Annotated in this window: 24 protein-coding genes; 14 read left to right on the top strand and 10 right to left on the bottom strand. The window is 61.8% G+C overall.

The window, feature by feature from the left end:
- The first annotated feature begins 1 nt into the window (after position 1).
- Positions 2-700, top strand: coding sequence for a response regulator (locus tag CAG25_RS16065; RefSeq protein ID WP_039770498.1), 699 nt, complete (start codon positions 2-4; stop codon positions 698-700).
- Here the strand turns inward: CAG25_RS16065 and CAG25_RS16070 are convergent.
- Positions 697-1,734 carry a patatin-like phospholipase family protein gene (locus CAG25_RS16070; RefSeq protein ID WP_085612195.1) on the bottom strand — a complete coding sequence of 346 codons (1,038 nt, stop codon included), beginning with the start codon at positions 1,732-1,734 and terminating at the stop codon, positions 697-699. The genes CAG25_RS16065 and CAG25_RS16070 overlap by 4 nt on opposite strands.
- Before the next feature lie 216 nt (positions 1,735-1,950).
- Here CAG25_RS16070 and CAG25_RS16075 point away from each other — a divergent pair, with 216 nt between their 5' ends.
- The 3 genes from CAG25_RS16075 (at position 1,951) to CAG25_RS16085 (ending at position 3,990) form a co-directional block, all read left to right on the top strand.
- Positions 1,951-2,229 (top strand): hypothetical protein, encoded by a 279-nt coding sequence (locus tag CAG25_RS16075; protein WP_007950948.1) that lies wholly within the window; start codon positions 1,951-1,953, stop codon positions 2,227-2,229.
- Between the two features lie 77 nt (positions 2,230-2,306).
- The gene (locus CAG25_RS16080) at positions 2,307-3,074 is read left to right on the top strand and encodes a CHAD domain-containing protein (protein ID WP_085612196.1); all 768 of its coding nucleotides are present in this window, start codon (positions 2,307-2,309) and stop codon (positions 3,072-3,074) included.
- Positions 3,075-3,195: 121 nt separating this feature from the next.
- Positions 3,196-3,990, top strand: a complete 795-nt coding sequence (locus tag CAG25_RS16085) for an acyl-CoA thioesterase II (protein ID WP_085612197.1) — start codon at positions 3,196-3,198, stop codon at positions 3,988-3,990.
- A 1-nt stretch (position 3,991) separates the two neighbouring features.
- Here the strand turns inward: CAG25_RS16085 and CAG25_RS16090 are convergent, their stop codons facing one another.
- The 3 genes from CAG25_RS16090 to CAG25_RS16100 all read right to left on the bottom strand — a co-directional run bounded on the left by CAG25_RS16090 (position 3,992) and on the right by CAG25_RS16100 (position 6,967).
- A complete protein-coding gene (locus CAG25_RS16090; RefSeq protein WP_085612198.1) occupies positions 3,992-4,357 on the bottom strand; it encodes an Mpo1-like protein in 366 nt (121 codons plus the stop codon).
- A gap of 213 nt (positions 4,358-4,570) precedes the next feature.
- The gene (locus CAG25_RS16095) at positions 4,571-6,052 is read right to left on the bottom strand and encodes a methyl-accepting chemotaxis protein (protein ID WP_064598362.1); all 1,482 of its coding nucleotides are present in this window, start codon (positions 6,050-6,052) and stop codon (positions 4,571-4,573) included.
- A gap of 108 nt (positions 6,053-6,160) precedes the next feature.
- On the bottom strand, positions 6,161-6,967 hold the full coding sequence (locus tag CAG25_RS16100) for a TatD family hydrolase (RefSeq protein WP_064598360.1): 807 nt from the start codon (positions 6,965-6,967) through the stop codon (positions 6,161-6,163).
- Between the two features lie 236 nt (positions 6,968-7,203).
- On the opposite strand from CAG25_RS16100, the gene CAG25_RS16105 reads away from it, so the two are divergent.
- From CAG25_RS16105 to CAG25_RS16115, 3 genes are all read left to right on the top strand, one after another.
- Entirely contained in the window at positions 7,204-8,625 is a 1,422-nt protein-coding gene (locus CAG25_RS16105; protein ID WP_085612199.1) for a transglycosylase SLT domain-containing protein, read from the top strand.
- Positions 8,626-8,732: 107 nt separating this feature from the next.
- Complete coding sequence (locus CAG25_RS16110) at positions 8,733-9,167, top strand: DoxX family protein (RefSeq protein WP_007950955.1); 435 nt, start codon at positions 8,733-8,735, stop codon at positions 9,165-9,167.
- A 250-nt stretch (positions 9,168-9,417) separates the two neighbouring features.
- On the top strand, positions 9,418-9,726 hold the full coding sequence (locus tag CAG25_RS16115) for a hypothetical protein (RefSeq protein WP_011335317.1): 309 nt from the start codon (positions 9,418-9,420) through the stop codon (positions 9,724-9,726).
- A 3-nt stretch (positions 9,727-9,729) separates the two neighbouring features.
- Here the strand turns inward: CAG25_RS16115 and greB are convergent, their stop codons facing one another.
- The 3 genes from greB to CAG25_RS16130 are packed head-to-tail and all read right to left on the bottom strand — an operon-like array spanning position 9,730 to position 13,449.
- Positions 9,730-10,227: a transcription elongation factor GreB gene (gene greB, locus CAG25_RS16120; protein WP_085612200.1), complete on the bottom strand. Its 498-nt coding sequence runs from the start codon at positions 10,225-10,227 to the stop codon at positions 9,730-9,732.
- A 34-nt stretch (positions 10,228-10,261) separates the two neighbouring features.
- Entirely contained in the window at positions 10,262-12,766 is a 2,505-nt protein-coding gene (locus CAG25_RS16125) for an ABC transporter permease (RefSeq protein ID WP_085612201.1), read from the bottom strand.
- Positions 12,766-13,449 (bottom strand): ABC transporter ATP-binding protein, encoded by a 684-nt coding sequence (locus CAG25_RS16130; RefSeq protein ID WP_007955651.1) that lies wholly within the window; start codon positions 13,447-13,449, stop codon positions 12,766-12,768. The genes CAG25_RS16125 and CAG25_RS16130 overlap by 1 nt, the downstream gene beginning before the upstream one ends.
- 10 nt (positions 13,450-13,459) lie before the next feature.
- Here CAG25_RS16130 and CAG25_RS16135 point away from each other — a divergent pair, with 10 nt between their 5' ends.
- The 3 genes from CAG25_RS16135 to CAG25_RS16145 all read left to right on the top strand — a co-directional run bounded on the left by CAG25_RS16135 (position 13,460) and on the right by CAG25_RS16145 (position 15,497).
- Complete coding sequence (locus tag CAG25_RS16135; protein WP_085612202.1) at positions 13,460-14,065, top strand: arylesterase; 606 nt, start codon at positions 13,460-13,462, stop codon at positions 14,063-14,065.
- Between the two features lie 57 nt (positions 14,066-14,122).
- Positions 14,123-14,416 carry a hypothetical protein gene (locus CAG25_RS16140; RefSeq protein WP_003226812.1) on the top strand — a complete coding sequence of 98 codons (294 nt, stop codon included), beginning with the start codon at positions 14,123-14,125 and terminating at the stop codon, positions 14,414-14,416.
- A gap of 109 nt (positions 14,417-14,525) precedes the next feature.
- Positions 14,526-15,497 carry a L,D-transpeptidase family protein gene (locus tag CAG25_RS16145; protein WP_039770479.1) on the top strand — a complete coding sequence of 324 codons (972 nt, stop codon included), beginning with the start codon at positions 14,526-14,528 and terminating at the stop codon, positions 15,495-15,497.
- A 123-nt stretch (positions 15,498-15,620) separates the two neighbouring features.
- On the opposite strand, the gene oprI is transcribed toward CAG25_RS16145, so the two are convergent.
- On the bottom strand, positions 15,621-15,872 hold the full coding sequence (gene oprI / locus CAG25_RS16150; protein ID WP_025113130.1) for an outer membrane lipoprotei OprI: 252 nt from the start codon (positions 15,870-15,872) through the stop codon (positions 15,621-15,623).
- A gap of 637 nt (positions 15,873-16,509) precedes the next feature.
- On the opposite strand from oprI, the gene CAG25_RS16155 reads away from it, so the two are divergent.
- Positions 16,510-16,791, top strand: coding sequence for a GNAT family N-acetyltransferase (locus tag CAG25_RS16155; RefSeq protein WP_007955658.1), 282 nt, complete (start codon positions 16,510-16,512; stop codon positions 16,789-16,791).
- A gap of 68 nt (positions 16,792-16,859) precedes the next feature.
- Here CAG25_RS16155 and CAG25_RS16160 read toward each other — a convergent pair whose 3' ends face one another.
- Both CAG25_RS16160 and CAG25_RS16165 read right to left on the bottom strand, forming a co-directional pair.
- On the bottom strand, positions 16,860-17,936 hold the full coding sequence (locus tag CAG25_RS16160) for a 3-deoxy-7-phosphoheptulonate synthase (RefSeq protein ID WP_007908583.1): 1,077 nt from the start codon (positions 17,934-17,936) through the stop codon (positions 16,860-16,862).
- 130 nt (positions 17,937-18,066) lie between these two features.
- A complete protein-coding gene (locus tag CAG25_RS16165; protein ID WP_011335308.1) occupies positions 18,067-18,510 on the bottom strand; it encodes a PilZ domain-containing protein in 444 nt (147 codons plus the stop codon).
- Here CAG25_RS16165 and CAG25_RS16170 point away from each other — a divergent pair.
- From CAG25_RS16170 to CAG25_RS16180, 3 genes are read left to right on the top strand one after another with little or no spacing between them, the layout of a single operon-like run.
- Positions 18,509-18,895, top strand: a complete 387-nt coding sequence (locus tag CAG25_RS16170; RefSeq protein WP_085612203.1) for a co-chaperone YbbN — start codon at positions 18,509-18,511, stop codon at positions 18,893-18,895. The genes CAG25_RS16165 and CAG25_RS16170 overlap by 2 nt on opposite strands.
- Positions 18,892-19,848, top strand: a complete 957-nt coding sequence (locus tag CAG25_RS16175) for a putative 2-dehydropantoate 2-reductase (protein WP_178076476.1) — start codon at positions 18,892-18,894, stop codon at positions 19,846-19,848. The genes CAG25_RS16170 and CAG25_RS16175 overlap by 4 nt, the downstream gene beginning before the upstream one ends.
- Before the next feature lie 23 nt (positions 19,849-19,871).
- Positions 19,872-20,777: a 5'-nucleotidase gene (locus CAG25_RS16180; RefSeq protein WP_085612205.1), complete on the top strand. Its 906-nt coding sequence runs from the start codon at positions 19,872-19,874 to the stop codon at positions 20,775-20,777.
- Positions 20,778-20,827 lie beyond the last annotated feature (50 nt).

The raw sequence follows: 20,827 nt of genomic DNA on the forward strand, positions 1-20,827 counted from the left end.
CATGAGCCAGACCGCGACCATTTTGGTCATTGATGACGAACCGCAGATTCGCAAGTTCCTGCGCATCAGCCTCGCTTCCCAGGGCTACAAAGTGCTGGAGGCCGGCACCGGCGCCGAGGGCCTGGCCCAGGCGGCGCTGAACAAACCGGATCTGCTGGTGCTCGACCTCGGCCTGCCGGACATGGACGGCCAGCAAGTGCTGCGCGAGTTTCGCGAATGGGCCACGGCGCCGGTGCTGGTGCTGTCGGTGCGCGCCAGCGAAGGACAGAAGGTCCAGGCGCTGGATGGCGGGGCCAATGACTACGTGACCAAGCCGTTCGGCATTCAAGAGTTTCTCGCCCGGGTGCGCGCGTTGTTGCGTCAGGCACCGGCCGGGGAAGCGCAGCAGGCCGCGTTGAATTTCGGCCCGCTGACCGTGGACCTGGCGTATCGCCGGGTGCTGCTGGACGGCGTTGAAGTTGCCCTGACCCGCAAGGAATACGCAGTGCTGGCGCAACTGGCGCGGCATCCGGGGCGGGTAATCACCCAGCAGCAATTGCTCAAGGACATCTGGGGCCCGACTCACACCGAGGACAGCCACTACCTGCGGATCGTGGTCGGGCATTTGCGGCAGAAGCTGGCAGACGATCCGACCCGGCCACGCTTTATCGTGACCGAGGCGGGTGTCGGTTATCGGTTGTTGAGCGAGAGCAGTCTTTAGTTCTGCTCGCTCTCGTAGCGATCCAGCGTATCCCGGGCAATCTCCCGGCCCAGCGCGATCAACTCGGGCGCCTTGTAGAACTCGAAGAACCGGCATACCCGCTTCGGCACGTTGATCAGGATGTCCGGCGGATACCCGGCGATCTTGTACTGCGCCAGCGAGGTCTGCATCACCTCGAAACTCTGGTTGATCAGATCGAGCAAAGAAGCCGGCCCGACGTTATCGACGATGAACGATCCGGTGGCGGATTTCGGTGCGCCGTCGCGTTCAGGCGCGGCGGCCGGTTGCTGGGCTTCCGGCTCGGCGCTTTCGATCCACGGATTGATGTCCGCGGCTTCGGCACGCAATGCTTCCTGTTCCAGCAACAGCAATTGCTCGGCCTGTTTGCGGCGAAACGGCATCTTCGAGCCCAGTGAACTGATCAGACTGTCGAAGCGCGTGCGGAACGCGGCGGGCCGCTGGATCACCGGCAATTTGTAATGGCGCTGGTTGGTCGAGTTGAGGTTGACCGCGATGATCAGGTCGCAGTGGCTCGACACCACCGGCACGATCGGCAACGGGTTGAGAATGCCGCCGTCCACCAGCATCCGGTTGCCCTGCATCACCGGAGTGAACAGGCTGGGAATCGCCGCCGAGGCGCGCATGGCCTGATGCAGACAGCCTTCCTGAAACCAGATTTCCTGTTGGTTGGTGAGGTCGGCGGCCACCGCCGTGTAGGGGATGCGCAGGTCTTCGATGTTTATCTCGCCGACGATCTTGCGGATCTGGCCGAAGACTTTTTCGCCGCGGATCGCACCGAGGCGGAAGCTGACGTCCACGAGGCGCAGCACGTCGAGGTAATCCAGGCTTTCGATCCAGTTGCGGTACTCGTCGAGCTTGCCGGCGGCGTAGATTCCGCCGACCACGGCCCCCATGGAACAGCCGGCAATACAACTGATGTCATAGCCCCGTCGTTCGATCTCTTCAATGACCCCGATATGGGCATAGCCCCGGGCGCCACCGGAGCCCAGCACCAGTGCGACACGCTTTTTCATCAAACTTCCTCCCGACAAGGTTGCACAATGCACCCATCGAGGGCCGGGCTTCAATCGCCGGGGTCGCTCGGGGCGGCGATGGCGTCGTTTTTTCGATACTTCATGACCCGTCGGCGTTATCTTGGCCGTGCAGCGCAATGGCGGGGCACAAGGCACTTTTTCGCTGGCGCACCGTCTTACCTGCACGACTGTTGACCTATCTTTGAGGTGTGAGTGATGAAAGCCTGGATCTGTGTGCCGTTGATGGCTCTGGCATTGGCCGGTTGCGCCGGCAAGACCGCTTACCGCGACAGCTGCGGCAGCCAACTGGACGCGGCGTGGCATGAACTGGATCTGGCCAAGGCCGAAGGTTTCGCCGGTACGGTCAGTTACTCCAAGGCGTTGTCTTTGCTGACAGCCGCCAAAACCCAGCAGCAATTCGAGGGCTTCGAAGGCTGCACCAAGAAAGCCGAAAAAGCGCGTTTCTACATTCGCGAATCCCGCGCCGGGCGCTAAGCTGCTGACGTAGCGCAAGGGCAGGTCGCTTGCGCCGGCGCACACTCGTGCAAAGTCATTGAATTCAGGAGCAAGCGATGTCTGCGTTGGTTGATCGGCTGGTGGCCCATGTCCTGAGCCTCGAAGTGCGGCTGCTGGCCTGTCAGGCGCGTCTGACCGCGCGGACCGACCCTGAAGCGCTGCACGACCTGCGCACCACCGTACGGCGCTTGCGCAGTCTGTTGCGACCGTTGCGCGGCTTGCCCGGTGTCGAACAGCTGGAAAGCGCGGCGGCCTGCGTCGGGCAACTGACCACGCCGTGGCGCGACCGCGAGGTGCTGGCGGCCTGGCTGATCAAACATGATCAGCCGGAAGCTGCACAGCGCCGGATGGCGCAAATGACCGAGGCGTACCCGACGCTGGCGGCCAGCGCCGAAGTGGCGTCGCTGCTGATGATCCTCGATGCCTTTCCGCGTTTCCTGCGCGCGTCCCAGCGCCAGGGATTGCTCAAGCGCCTGGACAAGCGCATTGAAAAACGTCTGGGCAAACAATGGAAGAACCTCGACGTGGCGCTGCACGATCCGGCCCACGACCGTCATCGCCTGCGTCTGCTGATCAAGCGCGTGCGTTACGGCATCGAGGCCTACCCGGAACTGGATCGTCTGCCGGAAGCCGCATTGTCCCGTTTGAAATCCGCACAAGGTGCCCTCGGTGACTGGCACGATTGCTGGCAATGGCTGGCCCGCGCCGAGCTGGAGCCGGATCTGCAACCCTGCGTCGCCACCTGGCAGGCGACCATGGCCAAGGCCGAAATCAAGGCCGACCGGGTGCTGGAAAAACTCAGCGCGGCCTGCTTCAGGTCCTGAAACCCGCTGGCGCGCAGCACCGCTGTCTTATCTGTCAGTCTCTTTGACCGGAATGGATGCTGCGCCGCTCTGCCGTGCTGGTTAAGATCCGGTCATTCCCTTTTTCGTGTCCGAGGTTTCCATGCGCTTTTGCGATCTGATCGATGCTGTCCGTCGTCAACCGGAGGTCACGATTCCGGCGGAGTGGGGGCAGGGCCGGGCCAGTTTCGGCGGCTTGGTGGCCGCGCTGCAGTTTGAAGTGATGCGTACCAGGGTGCCTGCCGATCGGCCGGTGCGTTCGCTGGCGATCACCTTTGTCGGCCCGGTTGAGCCCGAAGTGCCGGTGAGCTTTGAAGTCGAGGTGCTGCGCGAAGGCAAGGCAGTCAGCCAGGTGCTGGGGCGCGCCGTGCAGAACGGTCAGGTAGTGACGATGGTGCAAGGCAGCTTCGGGGCCTCGCGTCCGTCGGAAGTGGCGGTTGAAGCGTATCCGGCACCCGAGATGAAACACTGGGACGACTGCCAGGAACTGCCGTACATCAAAGGCGTAACACCCGAGTTCATGCGTCATCTGGCGATGCGCTGGAGTGTCGGCGGCATGCCGTTCACCGGCAATCAATCGCGGCTGATGGGCGGCTGGGTGCGTTTGCGTGGGGATGTGAAGGAAGAGCCGGTCAACGAGGCGCATCTGCTGGCGCTGGTCGATGCCTGGCCACCCGCGCTGTTGCCGTACCTGAAGAAACCGGCACCGGGCAGCACCCTGACCTGGACCATCGAATTCGTTCAGCCGTTACGGGATTTGAGTACGCTGGATTTTTGCCAATACCTGGCGGACATCGAGTATGCGGCTGACGGTTACGGTCACGTCGCCGCCAAGCTGTGGAGCGCGAAGGGTGAACTGATTGCCATGAGTCGGCAGACGGTGACGATCTTCGCCTGACTCAATGGCGGCGATGGCGTTCACGCCAGGCGCGAAACCAGCCGCCACTGAGGAAGAACCGCGGAAACGTCAGGAACTGCTCGACCAGCAGCCGCGAAACGGCGTCCTTGCGATCACTGAACGGCTCGGAGGCTTGCGCCTCCAGGCTGTGACCATGGCGCTGCAGACCCAGCGCCGCGATGACGCCGATCACGCCGATCGCCACGCTGGCCAGACTCAGGCTGAACACACCCGAGACGATCAACAGAAACGCGACGATGAACAGCGGCACGGCAATCAGATGCAGCACCAGATTGGTCGGGTGCTGATGGTTGTTCGGGTACGCGCGCCATTGCCACGCGGGAAGGTTGGGGTGACGTTTGCCCATGTTGCTTCTCCTCGATCCATGTTCAGTACATGGTTGAAGAATAGGCCCGGGCAGCGAGGGCGGCGAATCAAGGTTGGCTATTGAAGTGATAGGGGACAATGGTCTTATTTGATGCTGTTTCTGCTGACGCCATCGCGGGCAAGCCCGCTCCCACACGGGATTGTGAACGCCGCTGAGTCTACTGTGGGAGCGGGCTTGCCCGCGATGAGGCCCTTAAAGTTTCAACTGCCCAATCGCCTTGTTCAGTTCCCCGGCCAGCGTCGCTAACTCGTTACTGGTGGTCGCCGAATCCACGGTCTGTTGCACGGTGTTTTCGGTCACGTCGCGAATGCTCACCACCGCGCGGTTCATCTCCTCGGCAACCTGACTTTGCTGTTCCGCCGCCACCGCAATCTGCGTGTTGCTCTCACGCATCTGCGCCACCGCACCGGTGATTTCCGCCAGTGCTTCTCCCGCCTCTTGCGCCTGCTGCACGCAGTCGTCGGCCTTGTACGAACTCTCCTGCATGAAGTCCACCGCATCGCGGGTGCCGGCCTGCAACGCCGAGACCATGGTGGTGATTTCATCGGTGGAAGTCTGCACGCGCTTGGCGAGGTTGCGCACTTCGTCGGCGACCACCGCGAACCCGCGACCCATTTCCCCGGCACGCGCCGCTTCGATCGCGGCGTTAAGTGCGAGCAGATTGGTCTGTTCGGCGATGCTGTGGATCACGCTGACCACGCCGTTGATCTTCTGGCTGTCCTCGGCCAGGCGCTGGATCATCTCGGCAGTCTGCTGCACGCCGCTGGACAGACCGGCTATCGAATGCTGGACGCGGGTCACCACTTGCTGGCCGCTGCCGGCCAGACCATCGGCGGTCTGCGACAGGTCGCGTGTGGCGCCGGCATGCTGGGCGATGTGGTAGACGGTGGCGGTCATTTCGTTGATCGCCGTGGCGGCCTGATCGGTTTCGCTCTGCTGGCCGAGCATGCCGTGACGCACCTCGTTCATGCTCGACGCCAGTCGCGCGGCACCGACGTCCAGTTGCCGCGCAGTGTTGGCCACGGTGGTCACCACGCGCTGATAACCGGCCTGCATCGCATTGAACGCATTGGCCATCTGCCCGACTTCGTCCTTGCAGGCCAGCGGCACCCGGGCGGCGAGGTCGCCGGTTTTCTCCACGTGCAGCATCACGTCCTTGAGGGTGTTGAGCTGGCTGAGCAGAAAGCGGATCAGCAACTGTGAAGCGCCGAGCATCGCCAGCATCAGGATGAACACTGCCACCGCGTAGTTGGCGAAACGCTCGCTGAACACCTGGCTGAGGCTGGGGGCGTAGGCGATCACGGCGACCTGCTGACCATCGGCACGGCTGAAGACCTCGGCGCCGAGCAGCGGGTTTTCACCGAACAACGGCAAGTGACTGATCTCGATCCAGCCGCTGCTGTCGGTGATCTCCAGCAGCGGTTGATCGTTGAGGCGCGGCGCTTCACCGCGTTTGAAGGTCAGTACCTGATCGGATTTGGGCAGCGCCTGCCCGGTCGGCCAGGCCTTGAGCAATTGCGCCTGGGCCTGGGCCGAGGTTTGCGCGGCGTGGCTGCGGGCCTGTTGTTCGAGCTGCACGGCGTACAGCACCAGCAACAGGGTGGTGACAAAGGCGACCGCGTTGACCGCCCAGAATTTGTATTTCAGCGAGATATTGCTAAGCCAGGCACCCATGGAGGTCTTCTCTGATAGCGGAAACAGTTTTGGCAAGGTGCCATTATTGTGCCGCTACCCAGGTGCCCGGTTCTTGATGTACATCAACAACCGATGCATCTGCCTCTTTCAGGGCAGAGTAGGTAAACCGTAGAACGCCCGCGCGCAGGCGGTGGTGTGGGCCGCCAGGTCTGCTTCGGTTTCGCCTCGATGCAACGCGACCTCACGTAACACTTCGGTCAGGTACGCCGGCTCGTTGCGCCCGTTCTTCGGCTTTGGCCGCAGTGTGCGTGGCAGCAGATACGGCGCATCGCTTTCCAGCATCAGGCGACCGCGCTTGATCTCCTTCACCAACGGATGCAAATGCGTGCCGCGACGCTCGTCACAGATCCAGCCGGTGATGCCGATGTGCAGGTCCAGATCGAGGTAGCTGAACAAGGCTTTCTGCTCGCCGGTGAAGCAATGCACCACGGCGGCAGGCAATCGGTCGCGGAAGTCACGGAGGATTTCCAGCAGGCGCTGGCTCGCATCACGCTCATGCAGAAACACAGGCAATTGCAGTTCGGCCGCCAGGGCCAGATGTTCTTCGAGGACTTTTTCCTGCTGCGGGCGCGGCGAGAAATCGCGGTTGAAATCCAGTCCGCATTCACCCACCGCCATTACGTTCGATTCCTGCAGCAGGCTGCGCAGACGCCGTGCGCTGTCGGCGTTCCAGTCGCTGGCCGAATGCGGGTGAATGCCGGCGGTGGCAAACAGTCGCTGGCCGTCCGGATCCAGTTGCTGGCAGAGCTCCAGCGCCTGTTCGCTGCCCTCGACACTGGTGCCGGTCAGCACCAGTTGGCAGACCCCGGCAGCGTAGGCGCGGTCGAGCACGGCCTGGTGTTTGTCGGCGAAACTGGGGTTGGTCAGGTTGACGCCGATATCGATGAGTTGCATGGTGCTACCTCGGGCCGAAGGCCGGAAAGCATATCAGAGCTGTAGATTTATAAGAAAAGCCAAGAACTACAACGGCTTATGGCTGTCTGTTGAGGCCGCGTAGCAGGCCGGGTTGGCAGGATTGCCATCACTGTGCCAGTCTCTCGCACTTTATCAGCGCTCCAGGCGCTCTGTTTTCGTCGGTGTTTTACGACCGCTCAGCGGTGAAAACGCCCCGTATTCTTTCCGGAGAGTGGATGGTTCGTCCCTCGGTTTTGCTCCTGCTGTGTGGTTCGCTGCTGTTGCCGATGACGGCGGTCGCGCGGCTGCCCGGACCACTGCAAGCCGTGCCGGCCGCCAAGGTTCGCGACCTGACCGAAATCCGCAGCAGCCGCGTCTTGCGGGTGCTGGTCAACCAGAGCCGCAACAGCTCCGGCGAAGTCCAGGGCCAGGCCATCGGCATCGAATACAACCGGCTGCGCGCCTTCGAGCAATACCTCAACGGCCACGCCCGCGACGGCCAGGAAATCACCCTCAAGATCATTCCCAAAGCCAAGGATCAATTGCTCGGCGCGTTGCAGCGTGGCGAAGGCGATCTCGTGGCGCCGGGCGAACTGCTCGAGCTGCAACCGGGCCACGCCGTCGCCAGCAGCGAGCCGATTGCCAGCAACGTACCGCTGGTGCTGGTCGGCATCAAAGGTGAAAAGCGCTACACCAAGGTCGAACAACTGGCCGGCAAAACCCTGGCGCTGCCCACCGGCAGTGCCGCGGGGGAGGCGGTCAGTCAGCTCAACCAGAAGCTGGCGCTGCACAAACTGGCGCCGATCAAGATCGAATGGGTCGATCCGACGCTGGCGGTCGAGGATGTGCTGGAAATGGTCCAGGGCGGGATCTTCCACCTGACCATCGTCGAACAACCGATTGCCGAGCGTTGGGGCAAGATCCTGCCCAAGTTGCGTTTCGACCGTCAGGTGATGATCAGCGAACCGGGCGAGGAATACTGGTTCGTGCGCCGTGATGCCTCGATGTTGCGGGCGAGCATCGACCGCTTCCTCACCGGCTACAAGAAGCCGGCGAACGAAGATGCGGCCTTCCTGCGGATCTACCGCCGTCTCTATCAAGTGCACTATCCGTTGGCCAAGGCCGATCGCCAGCGGCTGGAAAAACTGCGACCGACCCTGCAGAAGCACGCCGAAGCGCAAAACATGGACTGGCTCAACCTGGCGGCGCTGGCCTTCAAGGAATCGGCGCTGCAGCCCAACGCGCGCAGCGGCAGCGGGCCGACCGGGCTTATGCAGATCACCCCGTCGGCGGCACAGCGGGTTGGCGTCAACAACATCCAGAATCTCGATGCGAATGTGCAGGCCGGTGCCAAGTACCTGGCGATGATCCGCCGCAAGTTCTTCAACAGTCCGAAACTCAATGAGCGCGAGCGCATGGCGTTCACTCTTGCGGCTTACAACATCGGCCCGGAACGGGTGCAAGGCATGCGCGCCGAGGCGCGGCGTCGCGGCCTGAATCCCAACCAGTGGTTCTTTCAGGTCGAGCGCATCGCCATGGAGCAGGTGGGAATGGGCGCCGTCAGCTATGTTAATAGCGTGAACAAGTATTACTTGGCGTTCGACCGGGAGCGGGAGTCGTTGGAGCCCGGGGGGCAGAAAGTTGTCTCACGAAAATGATCAAATAAATTGATTGTTATGGCGGAATTTTTGCGCTTTTAACATGAAAATAACTGATTAATATAGCGGCCAACCAACAAGCACTTCTGACAACAAGGAAACGCAACATGAGCTCTCTGATCAACAAGGTTCTGTTCACCCGCGCCGGCTACGGTCTGACCATTCTGCGCATTGCCGTCGGCGTGATCTTCGCTGCCCACGGCTCGCAGAAACTCTTCGGTCTGTTCGGTGGCTACGGTCTGGCAGGCACCGCGCAATACATGGAAAGCATCGGCCTGACCCCGGGTTACCTGATGGCCACCCTGGCCGGCGGTACCGAGTTCTTCGCCGGTCTGGCGCTGATCATCGGCCTGCTGGTTCGCCCGGCGGCGCTGGGTCTGACCTTCCTGTCGCTGGTGGCGATCTTCACCGTACACATCAGCAACGGTCTGTTCATGGCCAACAACGGTTACGAGTTCGCTCTGGCCCTGCTCGGCGGTAGCCTCGCGGTGCTGATCGAAGGCGCCGGCAAGCTCTCGGTGGATCGCGCCATCGCCGGTTGACCGCTCTGGCTCAAGCAAAAGGCCCGCATTCTGCGGGCCTTTTTTGTTGCGGCTGATTCTTGACACTGGCCGGTCACGTTCTCTAGGATGCCGCCCATGCGCCGATTTAAACAGCTACTTGCGGGGCGCCAGGTGACTATTCTTCAGTTGCCATCAGAAGCCGGAACAGGGCTTCGAAATACCGCTAAAGCGCTGGTTCGGTGTTGCCTCTCACCTGCCATGCAGACTTTTGAGGCAGAGACACGACACGATGAATGCACTACGCCCTCCAGCACGTCCCGCGCCGATCACGGCACATATCACCCAGCGCAATCCGAAAATCCTGCTTGGCGGCAAACATCAGCCGACGCTGTTGCGTTATCTCGATGGCTGGCCACGTCGCAGCGGCGGTCCTGCCGCCTTCCTGATCCAGTTCGTTGAAGACGGTGAGTCGCTGGCGCGTTTTGCCGATGACAGTTTCGATCTGGCCGTCATTCAGGCCCCGAGCCGTGAAGAGGCGCCGGAAATGATTCGCCAACTGACCCGCGTCGCACGCCAGGGGCTGATCACCCGGCGCTGAGCGTCAGGGATATTCGATCGCCACGATGTAGACGAACTGTTCGCCGGTTGGCGTCTGTACCCGAACTTCGGCATCCAGCGCCTTGCCGATCAGGGCGCGGGCCAGCGGTGAGTCGATGCTGATCAGGCCGAGTTTCAGGTCCAGCTCGTCCGGGCCGACGATGCGATAGCGCGCCTGTTTGCCGTCTTCGTCTTCGATGGTCACCCACGCGCCGAAATAGACCTTGTTCGGATCACTGGGTTTTTCGCTGACCACTTTCAACGCCTCAAGGCGTTTGGTGAGAAAGCGCACGCGGCTGTCGATCTCGCGCAGCATTTTCTTGCCGTAGGTGTACTCGGCATTTTCCGAACGATCACCCTGAGCCGCCGCTTCGCTGACCGACTGCGTCACCTGCGGTCGGCGCACATGCCACAGCTCATGGAATTCGGCGCGCATCCGCGCTTCACCCTCGGGGGTGATCAGTGCGGTGCCGGCGGTGCGGGGAGGGCGATAACGGCTCATGGCAACTTCTTTTGATTAAGACGGCTGGAGTCTATCAACCCTCGCGCAACACTGTCAGCGGGCTGGCGTTGAGCGCACGTCGCGTGCCGAACACGCCGGCGCCACCGATCAGCGCCGCGCCGATCAATGGCAACAGCAGCAACCACGGATGGGGATGCCATGGCAGGTCGAAGGCGAAGCGATACAGCACCAGACTCACCACTTCCGAACCGATGGCCGCGAGCAATCCACTGACCGCGCCGAGCAAGCCGAACTCGATTCGTCGCGCCTTGATCAGCAACTGGCGCTCGGCACCCAGCGCACGCAGCAGTGCGCCCTGGCGAATGCGTTCGTCCAGCGTTGCCTGCAACCCGGAAAACAGCACCGCCATCCCCGCCGCCAACACAAACAACAACACATACTCCACCGCCAGGGTGACCTGGGCGAGGATGCTGCGCAGTTGTTCGAGCAAGGCTTCGACCTGCAGGATGGTCACTGCCGGGAATGCTCGCGACAGCTCGACAATCTGCTGATCGTGACCGGGCGCCAGATAGAAGCTGGTCAGGTAAGTCGCCGGCAGATCCTTCAGGGTGCCGGGCTGGAAGATCATGAAGAAGTTCGGCTGGAAGTTGTCCCAGTTGATCTCCCGCAGGCTGGTGACCTTCGCTTCGCGATTGACCCCGCCGACGCTGAATACCATGTGATCGCCCAGTTTGAGCTTGAGGCTTTCGGCCACCTTGCCTTCCACCGAGACGCCCGGAACATCGTCCGAAGGTTGGCCGGTCCACCACGAACCGGCGGTGATTTTGTTGCCCGCCGGCAGATCGGCCGCCCAGGTCAGGCTCAGGTCGCGCTGGATCGCGCGGTCGCCGGCCGAATCCTTGCTGACGATCTGCTGCACCGCTTCGCCGTTGATGCTGATCAGCCGTCCCGGCACCACCGGGTACAACGGCGCGGCCTGGGCCGAGACATTGATCAGGTGATCGGTGAAGGCCTGTTTGTCGGCCGGCAGGATGTTCAGGGCGAAGTAGTTGGGTGCATTTTTCGGCAACTGGTTCTGCCAGGTGTCGAGCAATTCGCCGCGCAGCAAGGCGATCAGCGCCATGGACAGCAGGATCAGCCCGAAGGCCAGTGACTGGCCGGCTGCCGCCAAAGGATGGCGCAACAACTGACCCAGCCCGAGACGCCACGGCAGGGACGCGCGTGCGAGCAGGCGACGCAGACTCTGCAGCAGCAAAAGCAGCAAGCCGCCGAGTACCAGAGCGGCGACCACGCCACCGCCGAGCAGGGCGAACGTCAGCAGCAGATCCAGGCTCAGGCGCCACATGATCAGCCCGAGTGCACCGAGTGCTGCGCCGTAGACCATCCAGGTACTGGAGGGAATCGGCAGCATGTCCCGGCGCAATACCCGCAGCGGCGGCACGCGGCCCAGCGCGGCGAGCGGTGGCAGGGCGAAACCGGCCAGCGCCACCAGTCCGGTGCCGATGCCGGCCAGTGCCGGCAACAAGCCACCCGGTGGAACGTCGGTCGGCAGCAGATCATGCAGCAACGCGAACAATCCCAATTGCGCGAGCCAGCCGAGCAGGGCGCCGCCGAGGCTGGCGAACAGGCCGAGCACCGTCAGTTGCAGACTGAACAGCACCAGGGTTTCCCGGCGTGACAGACCCAGACAACGCAGCAGGGCGCTGGCATCGAAGCGGCGACTGGCGAAGCGGTTGGCCGACAACGCCACCGCCACCCCGGCCAGAAGCACGGCGACCAGACTGGCCATGTTCAGATAGCGTTCGGCCTTGCCCAGTGCACCGCCGATCTGCCGGTTGCCATCGCGGGCATCCTGAATCCGCTGGTTGGCGGCGAGTCCCGGTTTGATCAGTTGGCGATAGGTTTCCAGCGCTTGCGGCTCACCGCGCCACAGTTCGCGGTAACTCACCCGGCTGCCGGGTTGCACCACGCCGGTGGCGGCGAGGTCGTCGAGGTTGATCAGCACCCGTGGCGTCAGGCTGTAGAAATTACCGGCGCGATCCGGTTCGTAGGTCAGCACTCGCGTCAGTTTCAGCGTCTTCATGCCGACGTCGATGCTGTCGCCGATCTTCAGGTCCAGCGCTGTCAGCAGGCGCGCTTCGACCCAGGCTTCACCGGGCTGCGGCTCGCCTCCGGCTTCTTCTGTCGCGTAAGGGGCGGGAGCGCTTTTCAGTTCGCCGCGCAGCGGATAGGCGCGGTCGACGGCTTTGATACTGGAGAGCTGAATACCGTTGTCCGTGGCGATGACGCTGGAAAATTCCACCACCTGCGCATGATCCAGACGCAGTTCGGTGCCGCTCCGGATCTGTTCCGGCCGAGCCGGCGAGCTGCCTTCGAGCGCCAGGTCGGCGCCAAGAAACTCGGTAGCGCGCAGCATCATTGCGCCGTTGAGGCGGGCGCCGAAATAGCCGATCGCGGTACTCGCCGCCACCGCCACCACCAAGGCGAAAAACAGCACCCGCAGTTCACCCGCGCGGGCATCGCGCATCAGTTGGCGCAGGGCGAGACTGAACAGACGCAACAGCGGCAGACGTGCCATCAAGGCTCCAGAGGGGCGACCAACAGGCCGGCTTCAAGACGGATCAGACGCCGGCAACGATGGGCCAGGCGTTCGTCGTGGGTCACCAGCACCAGGGTGGTGCCGCGTTCCTTGTTCAATTCGAACAGCAAGTCGCTGATGCGCTCGCCGGTGTGGCTGTCGAGATTACCGGTGGGTTCGTCGGCGAACAGCACGTCCGGCTCGGCGGCGAAGGCCCGGGCAATCGCCACGCGCTGTTGTTCGCCGCCGGAGAGCTGGCGCGGCGAGTGAGTCAGGCGCTGGCCGAGGCCGACCCGTTGCAGCAGTTCGGTGGCGCGGCTTCGGGCGTCTTTGCGGCCGTCGAGCTCCAGCGGCAACATGACGTTTTCCAGCGCGTTCAGACTGTCGAGCAATTGGAACGACTGAAAGACGAAGCCCACGTGCTCGGCCCGAATGCGCGCGCGCTGGTCCTCGTCGAGATTGCTCAGGCCTTGCCCGGCGAGGGTTACCTCGCCGCTGCTCGGCAGATCAAGGCCGGCGAGCAGGCCCAGCAGGGTGGATTTGCCGGAACCGGACGCGCCGACGATGGCAAGGCTGTCGCCCTTGTTCAGTTCCAGGCTGAGTTCGTGCAGGATGGTCAGTTCACCTTCCGCGCTGGGAACCACTTTGCTAAGGTTCTTCGCGGTGAGAATGCTTGCGCCCATGGAGAATCCGATGCGTGTGTGGTTTTTGAGTGCTGGCCTGGCCTTGATGTGCATGGCCCAGAACGCAGCGGCGGGTACAGTCCTGATCGTTGGCGATAGTATCAGCGCGGGTTTCGGACTGGATACCCGGCTGGGGTGGGTGTCGTTGCTCGAACAGCGGCTCAAGGCCGAAGGTTTTGACGATAAGGTGGTCAATGCGTCCATCAGTGGCGACACCAGCGCCGGAGGCCAGGCGCGGCTGCCGGCGCTGCTTGCAGAGCACAAGCCGGAACTGGTGATCCTCGAATTGGGCGGCAACGATGGCCTGCGCGGAATTCCGCCGACGCAATTGCAACAAAATCTTGCGTCGATGATCGACAGCTCCCGTCAAAGCGGTGCCAAGGTGCTGTTGCTCGGCATGCAATTGCCACCCAACTACGGCAAGCGCTATACCGATGCCTTTGCCGAGGTCTACGGCAAACTCGCCGAGGAGAAGAAAATCCCGCTGGTGCCGTTTTTCCTCGACGGCGTGGGCGGGCATCCGGACCTGATGCAGGCCGACGGTCTGCACCCGGCGGCCGGGGCTCAGGGCAAGTTGCTGGAAAATGTCTGGCCGACGCTAAAACCGCTGCTATGAGGCTTTTCTAGCGGCAGGCTTTCGGCTAATGTGGCGCCCCCTTATTTGGAGCCCCCGATGCCGCGTCCTGCCTGGTCCCTGTTCGCCTACCAACTGATCGAGCCTGACGAACAGCTGGATCTGTTCGCCTGCCAGGAAGTGCGGGTGCATCTGGTGACCCGTCAACTGGAGCTCGGTGGTTCGGCGGACCGCACCCTGTGCGGCAGTCTGCTGCCGGCGCAACCGCGCTGGTCGAGCGTGGATCGCCGGGTGTTCCAGGATCAGCGCCTGTGCTCGCTGTGCCGGGCAATCCTCGAATCGCAGAAGCGCGGCACCTCGCCGATCTGGCCTGAGCTGCGTTTCGAGCTCTGAGTCCTTTTTCGTCGATATCGCGGTCTATCGGCGCATCTCCCCGAATTCCCTGGGCGCGGTGTACAATCGCGCTCTTATACCCTTGTCGATCTTGCGAAGGATTCTCCGGATGTTGCCGCGTTTTCCTGCCGTCACCCGCTGCCTGTCTCTTGCCGCCCTGTGTGTGGCCGGTCCCGTTGCCGCACTGGAGTTTCCCCTGCCACCACCCGGTGAGGACATCATCGGCCAGGTGCAGGTGATCAAGGCCAAGTACGAAGACACTTTTGCCGATCTGGGCACCACCTACGATCTGGGTTATTCGGAGATGGTCGCGGCCAACCCGGGCGTCGATGCGTGGCTGCCGGGCGCCGGCACCGAAGTGGTCCTGCCGACGCGTTTCATCCTGCCGCCGGGGCCGCGTGAAGGCATCGTGATCAACCTCGCCGAATACCGTCTCTACTACTACCCGAAAGGCCGGAACGTGGTGTACACCTTCCCATTGGGAATTGGTCGTGAGGGCTGGGGTTCGCCGATTGCCCACACCTCAATCACTGCCAAGACTCCGAACCCGACCTGGACGCCGCCTGCCTCGATCAAGGCCGAGCACGCCGCCGATGGCGATCCGCTGCCGAACGTGGTGCCCGCCGGTCCCGACAACCCGCTGGGCCCGTTCAAGTTCACCCTGGGGACTCCAGGCTACCTGATCCACGGTTCGAACAAGAAGTTCGGCATCGGCATGCGCACCAGCCACGGTTGCTTCCGCATGTTCAACAACAACGTGCTGGAAATGGCCAGCATGGTGCCGGTGGGTACGTCGGTGCGGATCATCAACGATGCGTACAAGTTCGGTCGCAGTGGCGGCAAGGTCTATCTGGAAGCGCACACGCCGATTGACGACAAGGGCAACCCGTCGGTAGTCGACAAGCACACCGCTGTGATCAATGCGATGCTCAAGCGCGAAGACATCACCAACAATCTGCGCATGAACTGGGATGTGGTGCGTGATGTGGTGGCGGCCGAAGATGGCCTGCCAACTGAAATCGGCACGCCGAACACTTCGGCGCCGATGGTCTCCAGCGCACCGATCGACCTGCAGCAATAAGCTGTAAGACAGAACCCGCCGAGGCTATTGCATCGGCGGGTTTTTTGTCGCCCGTAGAAAACAGCGGGCACAAAAAAGCCGACCCAAAAAATGGGTCGGCTCGATAACAATCCCGGAGGATTATTACTTGCGGCTAGCTTTGTCCAGCATGCGCAGAGCACGCTCGTTAGCTTCGTCAGCAGTCTGTTGTGCTTTTTGAGCAGCAGCCAGAGCTTCATCAGCTTTACGGTAAGCTTCGTCTGCACGAGCCTGGGCGCGAGCAGCTGCGTCTTCAGTAGCGGTCAGACGTGCTTCGGTTTCTTTCGATGCGCTGCTGCAACCGGTAGCCAGAACTGCGGCCAGAGCCAGAGCAGAGAATTTCAGAACGTTGTTCATCGTGTTCCCCTTCAAGGACTTTCAATTAAGTGGCTGTCTCCTCCGATTGAGGAAATAGCCGGCGTACATACTACCCATTACTTGTAGTAAGTAAACTGACGTAAGGCAAGAAGCAAAAAAAATTGTAGGCGTTGATTCTTTTTCGAGCAACTTTTAACTGCGCTGTATAAAAAATATCCAGCTGTAAGCCGCGAGATGAGCGAGTTAATGAGAAAAAGTTCCCGGTGCCGTGCGCTGTTTTGCAGGTAGTGGCCAAAGTCTGTCTATATGGATTCGTCCACACTTTTGTTGCGAATTTGCGCAGCGCCTCGCATATCTTTGTCCATGTTGAGGTGACTTTAAAACAGGCGGCTCGTCTTAAGTCTCAACATCCGGCGATGTTCAGCCTTTCGGCTCGGGAAGATCGTCTCCCGAACCGGCCCTGAGTCCACCGGAACTGCCCCGTCAATCCGCACGATGACGAGCGTACCTTGAGCATTTTCGCCAATGGTGCCTACTATTTGATACGTGCTCGTGTTGCGCGAGATCGGTGCAGTTCTTCTCGATGCCCATCAGGCACGGGGTGGCGTAGATGTTCCTTCGCCGGGAAAACATCGGTAAGGTAGGGGTCAGAATTCGAGACCCGCGAGGAGTAGTGATGAGCGAGGCGTTGTCCATCCACCATGACCAGGCTGGTCATCAGTTCGAGACCAATGTGGACGGTCATCGTGCCTACCTGACCTACATGGATCTGGGGAAACAGACCCTGGATATCTACCGCACCTTCGTGCCCAACGCTTTGCGTGGCCGAGGCATTGCGGCAGCCCTGACCGAGCGGGCGCTGCAATACGCCGATGAAATGGGCTACACGGTCATTCCTTCGTGCTCCTACGTGGAGCGCTACATGGAGCGTCATCAGCGGCGCACCGCCAAGATCTGACTGACCTCACCGCATACACAAAAACGCCGGGCAATGCCCGGCGTTTTTTTATGCCTGCGAAACGGCTGTCAGCTGCGCTGACGTTTCGGCAGCACATCCTTGAGCTTGGCGTGCATGCTGCGCAAGGTGTTTTCGGTAGCGGACCAGTCGATGCAGGCGTCGGTGATCGACACGCCATATTGCAGGTCGGCGAGGTCTTTCGGGATCGCCTGGCAGCCCCAGTTCAGATGACTCTCGACCATCAGGCCGATGATCGACTGATTGCCTTCGAGGATCTGGTTGGCGACGTTCTCCATTACCAGCGGTTGCAGGGCCGGATCCTTGTTGGAGTTGGCGTGGCTGCAGTCGACCATGATGTTCGGTTTGATCTTCGCCTTGTTCAGCGCCTGCTCGCACAGGGCGACGCTGACCGAATCGTAGTTCGGCTTGCCGTTGCCGCCGCGCAGCACCACGTGGCCGTAGGCGTTGCCCTTGGTGGTGACGATCGACACGCCACCCTCCTGGTTGATGCCCAGGAAACGGTGCGGGCTGGAGACCGACTGCAACGCGTTGATCGCCACGGTCAGGCCGCCGTCGGTGCCGTTCTTGAAGCCGACCGCCGAGGACAGGCCGGAAGCCATCTCGCGGTGGGTCTGGGATTCGGTAGTCCGTGCGCCGATGGCCGACCAGCTGATCAGGTCCTGCAGATACTGCGGGGAGATCGGGTCGAGGGCTTCGGTCGCGGTCGGCAGGCCTTTCTCGGCCAGGTCCAGCAGCAGTTGGCGACCGATGTGCAGACCGTCCTGGATCTTGAACGAGTCATCCAGGTACGGGTCGTTGATCAGGCCTTTCCAGCCGACGGTGGTCCGTGGCTTTTCGAAATACACGCGCATGACCAGATACAGGGTGTCCGAGACTTCTGCCGCCAGCACCTTCAGGCGATCGGCATATTCATGGGCAGCCTTGATGTCGTGGATCGAGCAGGGGCCGATCACCACGAACAGACGATGGTCGGTGCCATCGAGAATGTTGCGGATGACTTCGCGACCCTTGGTGACAGTGCGCAAGGCAGCGTCGCTCAGAGGGATATCACGCTTGAGCTGATCGGGAGTGATCAGGGTCTCGTTGGAAGCGACGTTCAGGTCGTTGATCGGTAAATCAGCCATCGTTTACTCGTCAGGTCACGGGTGCCGGCCGCCAGCGATCCCCGCGCGGCGGAGCACAGCAGATTTAAGCGCGTCGGGGAGCCGAACCTTATCGCGTTAGGCGCCTGCTAGACAATGGGCAAGTCACTGTTCAGTCCAGCACGGGCTGCGCGAAAGCCTTGCGAACGGTGTCGTGGGAGAACTCGTCGGCGTGTTGTTCGACCCATTGCAGGGCCAGGGCCTGAATATCCTGGAGGTCGTCGTGGGCGTCGTTGAGTCGGCAATAGCGTTCGATCTGACACACCTGCTCACCCATTCGCGCGCTGAACAAGGTCTGTTCGTCGGTGAAGGCGATACCCACCAGATAGCCTTTTTTACGTCGCAGGCACCAGGCCACGTAGCCCGGATAACAGATGTCGGCGTTGAGTGTCGGCATGCGCACTTGCAACGCAGTGCCATGGCGCCAGGCACGGTGGTAATTGCAAGCGATGCCGCCGAGGCTGATAGTGTGCAGCCGTTGACGCGAAATACACTCCGGTGTGAGCAAGGTCAATTCAACGGGCACATCATCCGGATGAGGAATAAACCGTCCCATGAGCACAGACTCCCTGTGTCGGCCATTTGACATTGTTTCCCCCAGTATAGTGGTCGAATCGCAGCTGACCGATTTCGACGCCGACCAACGGCTGCTGGCGATGAGCGGCGTTTCGCTGGTGATTTTCACTAGCGTCGGCTGCGCCAGTTGCCGCTATGCCCGCGAAGTGTTGCCGGGGCTCGATCTGGTCGTCGATCGCGTGTGCTGGATCGATGCCGGTGACAACGGCGGACTGGTCGAGCGTTATCAGGTCTTTCATTTGCCGGCGCTGTTTGTGGTGCGCGACGGCGAGTTCTTTGGGGCGGTACACACGCGCCTGAATGCCGATGAGCTGAACGCAGCCGTGGCGCAGGCGCTGGGTCGAATTGCAGAGGAGTTGCCGTGATGGGAGCAGTGAACAAACCGGTGGTGGGGATCATTGGCACCGGTGCCATCGGCGGGTTTTATGGGGTGATGCTGGCCCGGGCCGGGTTCGATGTGCACTTTCTGTTGCGCAGTGAATTTTCCGCAGTCGCCGAGCGCGGCTTGCAGGTAGACAGTGCCGTGCATGGTGTGTTGACGCTGAACCCGGTGCAGGCCTATTCGTCGGCTGAAGACATGCCGCCCTGCGACTGGCTGCTGGTCGGCGCCAAGACCACCAGCAATGCCGGGTTGGCGCCGTCGATCATTCAGGCGGCGAAATCCGACGCGAAAGTGCTGGTATTGCAAAACGGCCTCGACGTCGAAGACAGCTTGCGGGCGTTGCTGCCCGATTCACTGCACTTGCTGGGCGGCTTGTGCCTGATCTGCGTCCACCGCGAAGGGCCGGGCCAGGTCACCCACCAGGCGCTGGGGGCGGTGAACGTTGGCTATCACAGCGGCCCGGCAGCGGATGACGCGGCGCGCATGGCAATTGTCGAGGAGGGCGCCGGTCTGTTTAGGGCCGCCGGTCTCGATTCCCAGGCGATGCCGAACCTGCATCAGGCGCGCTGGCAGAAACTGGTGTGGAACATTCCCTATAACGGACTTTCGGTGTTGCTCGGTGCCAGCACCACGCCGTTGATGGCCGATGCGGACAGCCGCGCATTGATTCAGGCGCTGATGGCCGAAGTGGTGCAGGGCGCCAAGGCCTGCGGTCACGACATGCCGCCCGGTTACGCCGAATACCTGTTCATGATGACCGAGAAAATGCCCGACTATTGGCCGAGCATGTACCACGATTTTTTGCACAAGCGACCGCTGGAGCTGGAGGCGATCTACGCTCGTCCTTTGGCGGCAGCAAAAGCGGCAGGCTGCGAGTTGCCGCGCATCGAATCGTTGTATCGCACATTGAGCTTTATCGACCGGCGTAACGTTTAAACCGGTCGCACTGGGGGAAAGGCATGGCCAAGAACATCGATGACAAACTGGTGCTGGCGATCTCGTCCCGTGCCCTGTTCGACCTGAGCGAAAGCCACAAGGTGTATGAGTCGAGTGGCGTCGAAGCCTATCGGCAATATCAGATCGAACACGAAGACGAAATCCTCGCGCCGGGTGATGCCTTTCCGCTGGTGGAAAAACTGCTCAATCTCAACAGTCGCCTCGGTCGCGCCCGGGTCGAGGTGATTCTGGTGTCGCGCAACAGCGCCGACACAGGCCTGCGCGTTTTCAACTCCATTGGTCATTACGGCCTGGCGATCTCCCGTGCGGCGTTCGTTGGCGGCCGCAGTCCTTATCCGTATCTGAAGGCTTTCGGTTGCGACCTGTTTCTCTCCACCCATGCCGAAGACGTACGCGCCGCGCTGGATGCCGGTTTCGCGGCGGCGACCATTCTGTCCGGGGGCGCCAGCCGTGCGGCCAGCGACGAATTGCGCATCGCCTTCGACGGTGATGCGGTGCTGTTTTCCGACGAGTCGGAGCGCGTCTATCAATCCGGTGGCCTCGAAGCCTTCCAGGCCAAGGAGCGTGAATCCGCTCGCGAACCGTTGCGCGGCGGGCCGTTCAAGGGCTTTCTCGCGGCGCTCAATCTGTTGCAGCGCGAGTTCTCCGATGAGGAGTGCCCGATCCGCACCGCACTGGTCACCGCGCGCTCGGCTCCGGCCCACGAGCGGGTGATCCGTACCTTGCGCGAGTGGGACATTCGTCTGGACGAGTCGCTGTTCCTCGGCGGCCTGACCAAATCGGCGTTCCTCGAAGCCTTCGCCGCCGACGTGTTTTTCGACGATCAGGCCGGCCACTGCGAGCTGGCCCGGGAAGTGGTGGCGACCGGTCACGTGCCTCATGGCATCAGCAACGAACCGGCGGTCTAAAGCCCTCGTGGTTCAAGACGTTGCGTCGCACGTCGTACTCGCCAAGGCAC

It is taken from the genome of Pseudomonas sp. B16(2017) (assembly GCF_002113205.1).
GTDB classification, from domain to species: Bacteria; Pseudomonadota; Gammaproteobacteria; order Pseudomonadales; family Pseudomonadaceae; genus Aquipseudomonas; species Aquipseudomonas pharyngis.

Coding starts and splice junctions, on each gene's coding strand:
- CAG25_RS16065 (WP_039770498.1), top strand. CDS start 2: ATGAGCCAGACCGCGACCATTTTGGTCATTGATGACGAACCGCAGATT.
- CAG25_RS16070 (WP_085612195.1), bottom strand. CDS start 1,734: ATGAAAAAGCGTGTCGCACTGGTGCTGGGCTCCGGTGGCGCCCGGGGC.
- CAG25_RS16075 (WP_007950948.1), top strand. CDS start 1,951: ATGAAAGCCTGGATCTGTGTGCCGTTGATGGCTCTGGCATTGGCCGGT.
- CAG25_RS16080 (WP_085612196.1), top strand. CDS start 2,307: ATGTCTGCGTTGGTTGATCGGCTGGTGGCCCATGTCCTGAGCCTCGAA.
- CAG25_RS16085 (WP_085612197.1), top strand. CDS start 3,196: ATGCGCTTTTGCGATCTGATCGATGCTGTCCGTCGTCAACCGGAGGTC.
- CAG25_RS16090 (WP_085612198.1), bottom strand. CDS start 4,357: ATGGGCAAACGTCACCCCAACCTTCCCGCGTGGCAATGGCGCGCGTAC.
- CAG25_RS16095 (WP_064598362.1), bottom strand. CDS start 6,052: ATGGGTGCCTGGCTTAGCAATATCTCGCTGAAATACAAATTCTGGGCG.
- CAG25_RS16100 (WP_064598360.1), bottom strand. CDS start 6,967: ATGCAACTCATCGATATCGGCGTCAACCTGACCAACCCCAGTTTCGCC.
- CAG25_RS16105 (WP_085612199.1), top strand. CDS start 7,204: ATGGTTCGTCCCTCGGTTTTGCTCCTGCTGTGTGGTTCGCTGCTGTTG.
- CAG25_RS16110 (WP_007950955.1), top strand. CDS start 8,733: ATGAGCTCTCTGATCAACAAGGTTCTGTTCACCCGCGCCGGCTACGGT.
- CAG25_RS16115 (WP_011335317.1), top strand. CDS start 9,418: ATGAATGCACTACGCCCTCCAGCACGTCCCGCGCCGATCACGGCACAT.
- greB (WP_085612200.1), bottom strand. CDS start 10,227: ATGAGCCGTTATCGCCCTCCCCGCACCGCCGGCACCGCACTGATCACC.
- CAG25_RS16125 (WP_085612201.1), bottom strand. CDS start 12,766: ATGGCACGTCTGCCGCTGTTGCGTCTGTTCAGTCTCGCCCTGCGCCAA.
- CAG25_RS16130 (WP_007955651.1), bottom strand. CDS start 13,449: ATGGGCGCAAGCATTCTCACCGCGAAGAACCTTAGCAAAGTGGTTCCC.
- CAG25_RS16135 (WP_085612202.1), top strand. CDS start 13,460: ATGCGTGTGTGGTTTTTGAGTGCTGGCCTGGCCTTGATGTGCATGGCC.
- CAG25_RS16140 (WP_003226812.1), top strand. CDS start 14,123: ATGCCGCGTCCTGCCTGGTCCCTGTTCGCCTACCAACTGATCGAGCCT.
- CAG25_RS16145 (WP_039770479.1), top strand. CDS start 14,526: ATGTTGCCGCGTTTTCCTGCCGTCACCCGCTGCCTGTCTCTTGCCGCC.
- oprI (WP_025113130.1), bottom strand. CDS start 15,872: ATGAACAACGTTCTGAAATTCTCTGCTCTGGCTCTGGCCGCAGTTCTG.
- CAG25_RS16155 (WP_007955658.1), top strand. CDS start 16,510: ATGAGCGAGGCGTTGTCCATCCACCATGACCAGGCTGGTCATCAGTTC.
- CAG25_RS16160 (WP_007908583.1), bottom strand. CDS start 17,936: ATGGCTGATTTACCGATCAACGACCTGAACGTCGCTTCCAACGAGACC.
- CAG25_RS16170 (WP_085612203.1), top strand. CDS start 18,509: ATGAGCACAGACTCCCTGTGTCGGCCATTTGACATTGTTTCCCCCAGT.
- CAG25_RS16165 (WP_011335308.1), bottom strand. CDS start 18,510: ATGGGACGGTTTATTCCTCATCCGGATGATGTGCCCGTTGAATTGACC.
- CAG25_RS16180 (WP_085612205.1), top strand. CDS start 19,872: ATGGCCAAGAACATCGATGACAAACTGGTGCTGGCGATCTCGTCCCGT.